General features: G+C 47.2%; 10 protein-coding genes. 6 read left to right on the top strand and 4 right to left on the bottom strand.

What is annotated here, in order from left to right; genetic code table 11:
• Positions 1-150 precede the first annotated feature (150 nt).
• From G395_RS0109080 to G395_RS0109070, 3 genes are read right to left on the bottom strand one after another with little or no spacing between them, the layout of a single operon-like run.
• Positions 151-840, bottom strand: coding sequence for a DUF3823 domain-containing protein (locus G395_RS0109080; RefSeq protein WP_026629761.1), 690 nt, complete (start codon positions 838-840; stop codon positions 151-153).
• Between the two features lie 8 nt (positions 841-848).
• The gene (locus G395_RS0109075) at positions 849-2,732 is read right to left on the bottom strand and encodes a RagB/SusD family nutrient uptake outer membrane protein (protein ID WP_026629760.1); all 1,884 of its coding nucleotides are present in this window, start codon (positions 2,730-2,732) and stop codon (positions 849-851) included.
• 12 nt (positions 2,733-2,744) lie between these two features.
• Positions 2,745-5,948: a SusC/RagA family TonB-linked outer membrane protein gene (locus G395_RS0109070; RefSeq protein WP_026629759.1), complete on the bottom strand. Its 3,204-nt coding sequence runs from the start codon at positions 5,946-5,948 to the stop codon at positions 2,745-2,747.
• Between the two features lie 440 nt (positions 5,949-6,388).
• Between G395_RS0109070 and G395_RS0109065 the strand changes: the two genes are divergently transcribed.
• The 6 genes from G395_RS0109065 to G395_RS0109035 all read left to right on the top strand — a co-directional run bounded on the left by G395_RS0109065 (position 6,389) and on the right by G395_RS0109035 (position 12,038).
• Positions 6,389-6,949 (top strand): helix-turn-helix domain-containing protein, encoded by a 561-nt coding sequence (locus tag G395_RS0109065; RefSeq protein ID WP_051350082.1) that lies wholly within the window; start codon positions 6,389-6,391, stop codon positions 6,947-6,949.
• Between the two features lie 96 nt (positions 6,950-7,045).
• Complete coding sequence (locus tag G395_RS31055) at positions 7,046-8,284, top strand: ice-binding family protein (RefSeq protein WP_157486627.1); 1,239 nt, start codon at positions 7,046-7,048, stop codon at positions 8,282-8,284.
• 172 nt (positions 8,285-8,456) lie between these two features.
• Positions 8,457-9,758: a nucleoside hydrolase-like domain-containing protein gene (locus G395_RS0109050; RefSeq protein WP_051350117.1), complete on the top strand. Its 1,302-nt coding sequence runs from the start codon at positions 8,457-8,459 to the stop codon at positions 9,756-9,758.
• Between the two features lie 69 nt (positions 9,759-9,827).
• Positions 9,828-10,079, top strand: a complete 252-nt coding sequence (locus G395_RS0109045; RefSeq protein ID WP_035360818.1) for a type II toxin-antitoxin system Phd/YefM family antitoxin — start codon at positions 9,828-9,830, stop codon at positions 10,077-10,079.
• Positions 10,076-10,354, top strand: coding sequence for a Txe/YoeB family addiction module toxin (locus G395_RS0109040; RefSeq protein ID WP_026629755.1), 279 nt, complete (start codon positions 10,076-10,078; stop codon positions 10,352-10,354). Before G395_RS0109045 ends, G395_RS0109040 begins: the two co-directional genes overlap by 4 nt.
• A gap of 112 nt (positions 10,355-10,466) precedes the next feature.
• Complete coding sequence (locus G395_RS0109035) at positions 10,467-12,038, top strand: MutS-related protein (RefSeq protein WP_229204091.1); 1,572 nt, start codon at positions 10,467-10,469, stop codon at positions 12,036-12,038.
• Here the strand turns inward: G395_RS0109035 and G395_RS28995 are convergent.
• Positions 12,018-13,151, bottom strand: a complete 1,134-nt coding sequence (locus G395_RS28995; RefSeq protein WP_035360815.1) for a PepSY-associated TM helix domain-containing protein — start codon at positions 13,149-13,151, stop codon at positions 12,018-12,020. The genes G395_RS0109035 and G395_RS28995 overlap by 21 nt on opposite strands.
• Between the last annotated feature and the right edge of the window lie 6 nt (positions 13,152-13,157).

Here is a 13,157-nt window from a genome sequence, read left to right as displayed (position 1 = left end):
TGTCATGCTGAGCGGAGTCGAAGCACGCTGCTCCTTGGTAACGTGCTTCGACTCCGCTCAGCATGACAGGGGTGGTACGCTCAGCATGACAGGGGTGGTACGCTCAGCATGGCAGGGCTGGGAGCTCAGCATGACAGAGCTGGCAACAACCTACTTCAACATCACCTTCTGCGGCATGCCGAACAGCATCTCGCCGACTCCGGACGTTTTCACTCCTACTCTTGCATACACATAATCCCTTCCGGCGAGCGCGGCTGGAAGCGTTGCGGTAAGTGTGATCGGTTTTGAGAGGTCTTTAATGTTGGCAGCGACTTCCTGGGCGTTCCCTGCGTTGTTGTTCGGATCTACGATGCTGGTGGTGCCGATATACAAATTCACCCTTTCCAATGTCCGTGAGGTGTTGATTTGTTTCAGGTTGAATGTTACAGAAACCTTTCCCTCGCCTTTTGCATAATTTTCATTTTGAAAAACAAAATAAGGCTGCACCGGAACATCCAGCTCGGCACTCCCATTCAGAGCAACCTCAATGGTATCCGTGTTATCCACCCACGGCCCATTGCCGCGTAGCCGGACGAGTTTGTAATTGCCATCAAACAGTGAGGCAGAGAACGTGCCGTCCTGCCTTACATGCACAGGGATTTTGGTAAATAATTGATATCCCCGTTGCCAAAGTTCCAGCTGTACACCATTGGAACGCAGCCCTATCGGTTGTCCTTCGTACACAACCCGGCCCGTAAGCACGGATTTTGGCTCCACGCGATTGTCTTTTTCGCAGGCACTAAGCAGCGCGCTGAGCGCCAGCATGGCCAGGGATTTAAAATGAATGTGATTCGCTTTCATATAATGGATCAATGAAATGGGTTCCTGACAATTTTAGGGTTATTATCGATCACGATCTGTTCAATGGACGAATAGTAATTGCCCATCTGGAAGAAGCGTGGCGCGCGGAAACGGGGCGCAACAAGTTTGTCGAACACATATTTTCCGTGCGTGGCATGCCCTGGGCGCACAATGCGGTAAGGATATAAGGCATACATCACAGCATCGGGATTGGAAGCGTTCCCGTTCCAAAGCTCATGTGCAATGCGCCATCTTTTCAAGTCCCACACGCGATGGTCTTCAAAAGCCAGCTCGACGCGCCTTTCATTTTGCAAACGGGTTATGGTAAGTGCTTTCAGGCTATTTGCTCCAAATCCCGCACGCTCACGAACCAGGTTTACATATTTCAATGCACTGGCTGTTTTGCCTGTTTCCAGAGCCGCCTCTGCCGCATTCAGGTAAATTTCACCCAGGCGATAGCGCACCCACCACATGTCACTGCGGATTCCGCGCGTGCTGGACATGGCCGTTTGATCCACATATTTTCTCAGATAAAAACCAGAGTTGGTCACCTCGGTCTGAGAGCGTTGCGGGCCCGATGAACCGGTTAGCAAGCCGCCATCTTCATAGGTCGATCCCAATGTGTTCGATTCTACATTTTGAAAGCTGTTGGTCGTAGCGCTCCAAACTTTTACCCCAGCCTGGATCTGCACCGGCGTGCCGCGGAAAGATGTTCCGGGATAAACCACTGTGCCGTACAAACGGGCATCTTTGTTGGCAAACACGTCTGCCACATTATTGTAATAAATGTAATCTGTATTCCCTGCGTTACGCGTTTTTAGCTCGCCGGAAGTGCCGTCCAGATATTCAAAGTCCTCAACCAGGTTCAGCGAAGGCGTTATAGATGAAGAAGACAGGTTGTCTTCGCGCACATTGCGGGCAATGTTATCATACGTGAAACCATGTCGTTTGTCTTTGCTTACCAAAAAATCCTGCGCAAGAATGACCTCCGGATTGGCGGATTTCTTGGTTACCGCATCGTAAAAGTTCTCCCCCAGGTTTGGGTTTGTTTTGTAAAGCGAATACACGCCGCTGTTGATGATCTCCTCCGAAGCAGCCAGTGATTTGGCATAATAATCGGCCGCACGTGACGCCGGGATCCCTACTTCCCCGCCCGGCGTGGAAATGGGTGAAGCCATCAGGTTATTGTATTTGGCAATCGAACCGGCGTAGAGCATGGCGCGGCTTTTCAATGCCATAGCCGTGTATTTATTAGCACGCGTGTTGCTGCCGCCATTGCCCAGCTGGTCTTTGATCGCATCGAGTTCGGAAGCAATGAAGTCGTACACTTCCTCTTCTTTGGCGCGGGGCTGTTGCAGGTAAGAAGGATCACCATTGTAGTCGTAAATCAACTGCTTGGTAACCAGCGGCACACCGCCCATTCTTTTTACCAGGTCAAAATAAACCTGTGCTCTCAGGAAACGAAGTTCGGCTGAAAACTGGATTTTCTGCTCTTCCGTGAGCGAAGTGCCGAATTTTTCAATGTTTTCAAGGGCGAGATTAATGTCCCTTACCAGCACATAGTCCCAAAGCCTCCATCGCTCGAATGCGTAAGTGACAATGTTGTTCCGTGCGTCATCATTGTTGGACCACATGGCCTCATCATATGCTGCAAAATCCTGCCAACCTTCCTTATTGGGAATAGTAGCATCCGTTGTGGAACCGTGGTTAAGGTCCGTGTGGTAAGGCAAACGGTCGTAATAGTTGGCCAGCAGGCCGGTTATCAGCTTAGGATCGTTCCATATCTGGTCTTCCAGGATAATGTTTTGCGGCTTTCTGTCCAGCCATTCCTCTGCACATCCCGACATAATCAGGACGAAGAAAGCGAGGATATATTTTGAAAATCGTTGCATAGCGGATTTGAATTAAAAATTGATACTAAAACCGGCATTAAACAATCGCTGCTGCGGATACACGAGCGCATTACCGGACGAAATCTCAGGATCGATCTCGTATTCCTTTACATTATCTATCGAGAACAGATTGCTGGCATTCACATAAATGCGAAGGCCGCTGCTTCCCAGTTTTTTGAAAACTTTTTGATCAAAACTATAACCCAACTCAATGTTCCTGAGTCGGATATAGCGCACATTGGTGATCCAGAAATCACTTTTGCGGAAATTCACATGGCTGGAATTGTCCTTTCTGATCGCAGGATAAGTTCCGGGGATCCATTTGCTGTTGGGATCGAAAGGATCTTCGCGGTGCCAGCGGTCTTCAAGCATAAAATGCGGCGAGGTTCCGTTGTTTTGATAAGGAATTTTCAATTCCCAAGCACGCTGAAAACTTTGTAACGAGGCTCCGGCAAAATCAGCAAACAAGGAGAAACCCTTGTAGGAAACGCTGCCATTGAGCGCAAAGCTCAGGTAAGGATTGGCGCCTTCTGCATAACCGATCGGGCGCTCGTCAAGCGTGTTAATGATCCCGTCACTATTCACGTCTTTGTAAATAAAATCGCCTGGAAGATGTGTGCGGTTGCCTTGTCCGTCATTGTCAATCAGGTGACTCTCAATTTGTTCCTGCGACTGAAACTGTCCTTCAACCTGGTAACCCCAGTTAATGTTGCCCCAGCGATCGACGTACGAGTCGCGGTATTCATTGTAGGAATTTCCGAAACGCGGTTTATAGAAATCCAGGTCGCGGCGGCGGGATAATGTTGCGTTGGCACTAACGGTGTAATCAATTTGGCCCACTGAGCTTTTGTATGTTAATACCCCTTCGATTCCCCGGTGCGTATCACTGTTCAGGTTTTCGTTGGGCAATGTATAACCTACTTCTGATGGCAGCAGCACGTCGTAACGGGCAGCAGGAAGTCCGTCTCTTTTTCTCTGGAAAATATCAACCTGACCATTCAATTTCCCGCCCAGCAAACCGAAGTCAATTCCGAGGTTGGTAGAAATGTTGGTAATCCAGGAAAGCGTCGTGATCGGCAATCCGCGTGGCCTGACGCCAATGTTGTATTGTCCATTAAAAATGGCGCTTCCCTGCAAGAAGTTATAGCCGGGCAAATAACTGAACGGCGATACAATGAACGGTTCATTAACAACAGTTGCATTCCTGTCACTTCCCGTGCGACCGTAAGATGCGCGGATTTTCAAGCTGCTGAACACATTTTCAAGCTTTCCCTTGAAGAAATTCTCCTCCGAGATCCGCCATCCCGCCGAAACGCCGGGAAAGAAACCGAACCTTTTGCCAGGCGCGTAAAGGAAAGAGCCATCGTAACGGCCCACCGCTTCAACCAGATATTTTTGCTTGAAATTGTAATTTACACGACCAATGTATCCTGCGCGGGCTTCGGTGCTCCATTCATCAATCAGCAAATCCTGATTCGCAAATGACATCAACGGAATGTAGTTGTTTGGCGGAACGGTGTGCACAACCAGGTAAGTGTTCACATTGTCCGATTGCTCGTAAGCCGCAACAGCGGAAAGCTCGTGATCGCCGAAGGTTTTGCCGTAATTCAGCTGCAACTGTGCGAAGCGGTCGACAATGTTGCGTTTGCGACGCTCACGCCATGGATTTTGGTTCCCTCCTCCCGCTACGACATTGTATTTGTCGGTTGCCTCATCATATTTGTAAGCATCATAAGTGTATTCAAAACCATCAAAATCAAAATTGTGGTATTGATATGAATACGTTCCCTTCACTTTCAGGCCGAATGCAAAATCGTATTCTGCATAAAAGTTGCCCTTCACCACGCGTGTGATCTCGTCAATATAACCCGTAATATCCCGCTTATAGGTAGCAGGGTTTACATTTACATTGTGAGTCTGGTTGATGTATTTCGGATTATCATTGGCATAAGGGCGTTCGGTTGGCCACATGGTAAATATGCTCAGGAAAGGGTTGAAATAATCATCCAATCCCGGCACACCCACCTGAAAACGGTCTTCGATACGGGCACTGATCTGCGCGCCGACTTTCAGCCTCTTGGTAATGCTCGACTCCACATTCGCCTGCACATTGGTACGCTTGAAACTGTAATCTTTGATAAGGGCATCCTGGCTCAAATGACCCACAGAAAGGAAGTAGCTGATCTTTTCCGTGCCGCCGGATACATTGGCGTTCAATGAATATTGCGGCACATTGGGACGCATCACCATTTTATAATAATCAAAACTCTGATAACCCTTTTCAGTCCCCGCTTTCCATTTGGCAAGCTCCTCAGGCGTAATAGAAGGCGTACGTCCCTGGTTCACGTCCGATTCCACAAGGCCCCGCATATGCTGGTAAGCACTCGCCGGCTTGGGATAACGCGTAAAATTCTGCAAACCATAGTAACCCGAAATGTTGATCCGGGCCGGACCATCCCCTGCTTTTCCTCTTTTTGTCGTAACCAAAACAACCCCGTTCGCTGCACGGAGTCCATATACTGCGGCAGAAGCATCTTTGAGGATCGAAACACTTTCAATATCGTTCTGACCGAGGTTATTGAAGTTGGTCGCATCGGAGGGAATTCCGTCAATGACAAAAAGCGGAGTTCCCAGGTTCCGGATCTGAATAGTGGTCGCAGCACCCGGACGGGCATCTGCTTTTCGGGCAGTAATCCCCTGAACCCGGCCTACTAATGCATCAGAAGTTCCAACGGACGGCGTACGGATGAGGTCTTTTGCCTGAATGTTGCTCACCGCACCCGTAACAGCTGCTGACGATTGCGTGCCATAGCCTACCACCACAACTTCTGTAAGCTCCTCGCTGCTAGGCAGTAATGTAACATTAAATGCAGATTGATTACCAATGGCTACATCTTGCGATGTGTATCCGATGAAAGAAAAAGTCAGCGTCTGAGCCGCATCTTCAACGACCAGTGTAAAGCTTCCGTCGGTGCCAGTGGTCGTTCCCCGGCTGGTTCCTTTGATAATGACGCTTACGCCAGGCAAAGGCGTATTTTTTTCATCAATAACCTTCCCGGTCAGGGTTTTATCAATGTGCCTGTGCGGACTGTTTGCTGCCACTCCCGATGCAGGTGCAGCCTGTAAAATGCCCGGCGAATGCATTATCCCTGCCACCGTCACGGCACAAAGAAGCCTGCAAAGTCCCGGGAGGGGATTTTGTCTAAATGGGTTCATAAAATTGAGTTTAACTTAAAGGTGAGTAATGAGAATCAGGATGAATGCTTCATAGGGGGATATCAGTTCGTGATGATGCTACAAGTATCAATCGATTTCTACAATACAATTTTAACATAATATAATACCAAATACATTTCCGGATTTGATTAGTATTGACTGTATTTTGATGTATTTTATAAACAATCCAGCATTTAATTGAAAAATAATGCCATATATAAGTTTTGATGGTTGGGTTGGGTAAAACGATGTATTTGACCTTACATGGTCGTTGCACCACACATTTACCGCTCTATGATCTGCCTCTCAGCCCGTAAGTAGAATTCATTTTACAAATTAAGTTTCATTTCGTACGATGTTGATTTTATTATGGTTACTTTTCTTGCCGGGTCGTGAGAGCGCTGCCGACAAATAGACAAAACCATAGATCGCAAATTTGAATGAAACTCTACATTAAGTATATGGTCAGCTTGCGGTGCAAAATGATGGTTGAAGAGGAACTGCGTAAGTTGGAGATAGGCTACTCGCTCATTGACCTGGGCATGGTGGAAATTGCTGGCGAAATGTATCCGCAGCAGCGTGAAATGCTAAAAAACAACCTGCTCAAATCCGGGCTGGAATTGATGGATGATAAAAAAAGTATTCTGATTGAGAAAATTAAAAATCTCATTATTCAGATGATCCACCATTCGGATGAATTGCCCAAAATCAATCATTCAGACTACATCAGCAAGCAATTGGGTTACGATTACACCTATCTGGCAAATGTATTTTCCGAGGTAAAGGGCATTACCATCCAGCAATTTATCATTATACATAAAATTGAAAGGGTAAAAGAACTGATCCTCTACGACGAGCTGAACCTGACACAGATATCCTACAAAATGAATTACAGCAGCGTTGCCTATTTATCGCACCAGTTTAAGCAGATCACGGGTCTTACGCCGTCCTTTTATAAACAATTAAAAGGTAAAAGAAGCGGGAATTTGGAAAACGTGTGAATATTGTAACTAATACTACATATGCTATAACATTACTTGAAGGAGTTTGAGTCATATTTGTGCGGTGAAAATATTTTCACAATTTATTCCAAGCATATGAAAACATCTTTCTTCTTCAACATTCTTACAGTTTCCCTTTCTGTACTTTGCCATTTCAGTATGGCCCAAACCGTGCCGACTTTCGGCGGGGCTGAGACATTTGCACTTTATACGTCGGCTGGGGAGTTTGCCAATACAGGATTAACATCAGTTACCGGCGACATCGGAAACGGTACAGGCGCTGTGACCGGCAATGCAGTTACGCTGGTCGGGCAGAGTCACTTTGGCGATACGCAGGGTGTTGCGGCTGCCGCAGATGTTGCTACGGCTTATAGCGTGCTGACCAGTGGAACACTTAATCCATGCGGATTTCCACTGGCGGCCACACTGGACGGTGTGACGCTGCTTGCCCCAGGCGTACATTGCAGCACAGAGGCCACTTCGTTATCAGGCAGCCTTGTTTTAAACGGAGGTGGTGATCCTGATGCTGTTTTTATCATCAAGATAGGAGGAGCACTTTCGGTGAACGCACCTGCAAATATCGTTTTGACCGGCGGGACATTGTCTAAGAACGTATACTGGGTTGTCAACGGTGCTTTCAACCTGGCAGCCGACATTGATTTTATCGGAACCGTTGTTAATGAAGGCGCCATCTCACTGGGCGCAGGTGCATCACTTACGGGAAGAGCGCTTTCGACCGCTGGAAAAATATCGCTGAACGGTAATGTTGTTTCGAATACAGAAGTTTCCCTTCCTGTGACGCTTTTGAGCTTCGACGTGAAAAAAGGCGAGCAATCCTCGGTTACGTTAGATTGGGCAACAACAGCGGAGACAAACAGTGATCGTTTTGAAATACAACGCAGCCAAAACGGAAAACAGTGGATTGCAGTAGGAAGCGTAATTTCAAACGGTGAAAGCACTAAGCTTCTCTCCTACTCTTTCTCTGATATTGCGCCAAAGACAGGCAACAACTTGTACAGACTGAAAATGATCGATAAGGACGGGACTTTTGCATTCAGCCGGATCAGAAGTATTAATTTCCAGTCTGCCAACAGAACAGCCCTTTATCCAAACCCAACCATTGACCGCCTTTCCGTTCTTTCGAAAGATCTGGATAAGATCGCACGCGTGCAATTCATGGATGTTTCCGGGAAATTGATACTGGACCAGAAAAACAATGATTCGTCGAATGCGATATCAGAATTCAATATCAACCATTTCCCGGCCGGGCTGTATATAGTTAAGGTAATATTCGCCGACGGATCCGTTGATCGCGCCAAAGTCTTGAAGAAATAATCATAGGCATTTTTAGATAGATGTAAGCAGCTATATGCACACTACTTTTACTATAAAACTTCATCTGTGACAACTATCATTTAATTTCTATTTTTTTCGATTACTTTCTTTTTACCTTTGTAATAGGAAATGAAATGTGCCGGATGTTCGGTGCCGACTGATCGGAAAAACGATGAAATTACCATTTTTAAGAAGGAAAAAGACTCGGATTTATATCCTATTGCTCATGGCCATTTGTTTGGTTATGGGCTTTTTTTCGGCCCATGCGCAGCAGAAACCCCGCATTTTCATCAGCACCGATATTGGCGGAACCGATCCGGATGATTTCCAATCGATGATTCATTTGCTGATGTATGCAGACCGTTTTCAAATTGAAGGATTGGTTTCCACTTCGTTCCAGACCGGTCGCAAAAAAGACATCCTGGATATGATTGATTTGTATGAAAAGGATCTTCCCAAACTAAAAAAGCATCAAAAGGGCTTTCCCGAGCCGGCTACATTGCGCAATGTGTGCAAACAGGGAGCAACAGCGTGGGCGCCTTATAAGGGTTTCGCGGGAAAAACGGAGGGTTCGGAATGGCTGATTTCTTGTGCTAAAAAGTCTTCCGACCAGCCGCTCTGGGTGCTGGTATGGGGTGGTATGGAAGATGTAGCACAGGCATTGCATGATGCGCCGGAGATCAAGAAAAATATACGGGTGTACTGGATCGGAGGCCCAAATAAAAAATGGGGCGTGAATGCCTATGGCTATATCGCCGCCAACCACCCCGATGTTTGGATGATCGAATGCAACGCCACTTACCGCGGCTGGTTTATGGATGCCGAATCGCCCGCAGACATGACGGCAGAAGCCTATTATCCGAATTACATTAAAGGCCGCGGAGCAATGGGAAAGGATTTTATAAAGTATTACAAAGGCAACATTAAAATGGGCGACACACCTTCGCTGGCCTACGTCATGCACGGCAATCCGGATCAGCCGACGGGCGCAAGCTGGGGCGGCTCTTTCACGCCGATCACAAGGAGTTCGAGAACCATTTTCGATCGCAACACCACTACTGCCGACACCGTAGCCACTTACGGCGTCATTGAATGGCGGTTTCAAGGACCAAACATGAATGTTCCTTTGGACTCGGCTGTGTTCACGCTCAGCATCAGCGGTCAGCAATGGCCTGGGTATTACATTGGCGACGGGAAATACGCCGTTCGCTACTCTCCCAAGCAAGTCGAAGTGGGTGAATATACCACCATCAGCAGCATTGGGGAGCTCAATGGTCATACCGGAAAATACGTCAGCACCGCACCCTGGCCCGGAAAGCCCGAACCGCACGACTACAAGCTGGGCAAAAACTGGTACGGCGACCTCCCCGACCCCAATCTTTTCATAGACCAGCAACAAGGCGCAAAAACCATCTCAAAACACCGAAAAACATTCCTGAAAGACTGGGCAAAAAGATGGGCCTGGCTGGAATGATACCGCGTGAGCCTTTCTAATTTATGTTGTATATTTGTGTACCAATTCCGTACATACATCTACTCAATCATGCTGGTAATTAGTTCAAGAGAATTCAGGGACAATCAAAAAAAATACATGGATCTTGCTGATAAAAACGAACAGATCATTATTCAGCGTGGTAAGGAGAAGGCTTATGCACTGACCCCGGTTGGCGAGAAGGACAAATATTTCATGGATCCGCAAACAATGGCTGATATTCAGGAAGGAATCGATCAGTACAGGAAAGGCAATACCACGAAAGTGGACAAAGCAGATTTCGACAAGTTGCTTGGTTTATGAGTTATTCCATTGAATTCACCCCAAAAGCGCTTGAAGGAATCGAAAAACTCAGGAAGTCTGGGAATAAGCAGCTGCTCAGAAAAGTCAGGAAACTCCTCGACGAACTGACTGAGCATCCATACATTGGAACAGGCCAGCCAGAACAATTAAAGCACAACCTGGCTGGATTTTGGTCGAGAAGAATAAATCAGGAGCACAGGATCATCTATGCTGTTGACGAGTCGAGGGTTACGGTTACAGTCGTTTCGGCCAAAGGACATTATACTCCTTCCTGATTCAACCGCTCATAACACTTTCAAAATACTTCTTTTCTAAAATGATAAATTGATCCTGGCTTCGGTTGGCTTTGGGGCTGGCGCTTTTGCACTTACAATTTATCTTATAGAAATGTCTTCGAAAACCTCCTCGGATAAGGACCATGTTGCCCGAATTAAAAAGGGATTCTTCAATTTTGGTCAGATCGAAAAGTATTTTGTTAACGACCAGCGGGATGGGGTTTTTCAGGTAATTTCCGACAGGACATTTCAGGATCTGGACCTGGAAGATGTTTTCAAGTTTATTGACAGGACTGTTTCCTGCGTCGGTCAGCAGCATTTGTATTACTTCATGCGGGTTATTCCCCTGGGTGATGCCCGCAAGGAGCGATTGGAAAACGTTATCTCCATTTTCCAGGCCGATCCTGCATTAAGGACCGCAACCACCACCGAGATTTCAAAACTCAATAAAACCGACGCTTACTATATCACGTCGCTTTTTCACGGCAAGTATACACCCCGGCCAAGCTGGTACTGGCTCATAAAAATACTTTCCGCGGCCAGCGTGCTTGGCGTTATAATGGCTTTCTTCTTGCCGCAGATTCTGATTTTCCTGATCGTCCTGCTGCCTGTGAATCTGGGCATCCACTATTGGAACAAGAACAATCTCTACCAATACGGAAGCTCCATTCCACAGCTTTTGATATTAACCCAAACAGCCCGCAGCATCTTGAAAAACCCTGAATTCGCAGCGCAAAACAACGCATTGCAAGCGCAGGTCAGTTTGCTGGATCAATTGGGGTTGCCTATGTCCATTTTCAAGATTGAGGCCAAGCTGCAAGGAGAGATCGGCATGTTTGTTGATTATGTTTTTGAATTGTTCAAAGCACTGTTTCTGATTGAGCCTGTTTTGCTCTTTACAATCTTAAAAATTCTGGATTCCAAAAGACAGCACATCGAGGATGTTTTCCGGTTCGTTGCGGAAACTGACATTGCCCTATCTACACTCGCACTCAGAGAAAGTGTCCCCTACGCTTGTCAGCCTGACATTCATTCACAACCAAAGCATCTGCAAATCAGGGATGTATACCACCCGCTGATATTTGACGGCGTGGCCAATGACTTAACATTACAAGTTAAATCTGCATTGCTGACAGGTTCCAACATGTCGGGAAAGACCACTTTCATCCGGACCGTGGGCATTAATGCGCTGCTTGGACAAACCATCAATACATGCTTTGCCCATGCATTTGCTATGACTGCCATGAAAATACATTCCTCTATCCGCATCTCGGATGATTTGCTGGGGGACAAAAGTTATTATTTTGAAGAGGTGCTTACCATTAAAAATCTGTTGGAAGAAAGCAGGTCAGGCCATTCCAACCTGTTTCTGCTCGACGAACTTTTCAAGGGCACCAATTCGGTTGAGCGCATTGCCATCGGCAAATCAGTGCTCAGTTACCTCACACAAGGCAACAATCTGGCACTCGCCTCAACGCACGACCGGGAGCTTTCCGACTTCCTGGCGGACACTTTTGACCTTTATCACTTTACGGAAGTCATTCACCAGGATGCCGTCATCTTCGATTACAAGCTGAAACCCGGCAAACTGGTGACAACCAATGCCATCCGGATTCTGGAACTGAACGATTATCCCAGCGAAGTTGTGCAAGAGGCGCTCATCTTAGCGGCGGGAAATCGCTGAGCGGTCCGGTTCAAACTTCCCTGCCCGCCGCCACCAAAGCAGGAAACCCGTCACGGCCAGCAACCCGGGCGTCAACCCGATGATCACATAAAATATCCTGACGGGCAGCCCGCCAAAGTTGCCAACATGCAAAGGATGAAACGTTGCTTCGATGCGTTCCCCGACAGATTTATCTGCTAATGTGCTGATTTTAAAAATCTTACCCGTGTATTGATCAATCCTCACCGAATTTAAAGCGCCCCAGAGTTTCCACTGTCCCCGCACATAGCCCTTGACTTCAAATTTACGTTCAGGCTGTGTAGGCAGATACACATAGGTTGGGTCCAGATCCGGCAGCGCCTTTTTGGCAGCGCGTAGCATTTCATCGGCGGAAACCGTCATTGCATTGTTCCGTTTGCCTGGCAGGAGTTCTTTCTCCCAGGTTTTGGGTTCAAAAGCGAAGAGGTTCATCCAAAAGCCGGTGAAGAAAATAACAGCATTGAACAACAATGACCATACCCCCACAATCCGGTGCAAATCGGAACTGATCGTACGCCAGTTTTTCCGGTTGATGGAAATTTGAAAAGACAGGACGCGCCAGATATTTTTCCTATAAACAATAGCGCCGGTCAGCACGGACAACAGCATTGTTATACCAAAAATAGCCGTGAGTGCCGCGCCTGGTATGCCCAGCTGGAAGCTGAAATGAAATTGGAACAACCATTCAATGAAACTCGGCACAAACTGGCTAGCAGGCCCTTCCCGGAGAATAGCGCCAGTGTAAGGATTGAACGAGATCAGCGCCAGGTCATAAGTGAGCAGGCTCGCATCATTGAAATAGATCCTGAAATCATAAGCATCACCCGGCGCGGCGTTGGGATTGAGCCAGGCGATGCCGTCCAGGTTTGGATAACGGGCGGTAATAGTTTCGTAGCATTGCATTAAAGCGTCTTCCGGCACGTGGGTCGACGCCGGAGATACACGGAGCAGGTTACGGTTGGTCAGATGGTCGATCTCAGTTTTGAAAACAAGAACGGAACCACTTAACCCCAACAAAACCAGGAATATGCCGGTTACCAGCCCAAGCCAGCTATGTAGCTTGAACAGGCCACGTGTGAATTTTGTCTTTTTCATAAACCC

Source organism: Dyadobacter alkalitolerans DSM 23607, assembly GCF_000428845.1.
In the GTDB taxonomy this organism is placed as follows: Bacteria; Bacteroidota; Bacteroidia; order Cytophagales; family Spirosomataceae; genus Dyadobacter; species Dyadobacter alkalitolerans.
The sequence above is the reverse complement of the archived record's forward strand: the minus strand, read 5'-3'. Positions and strand labels throughout refer to the sequence as shown.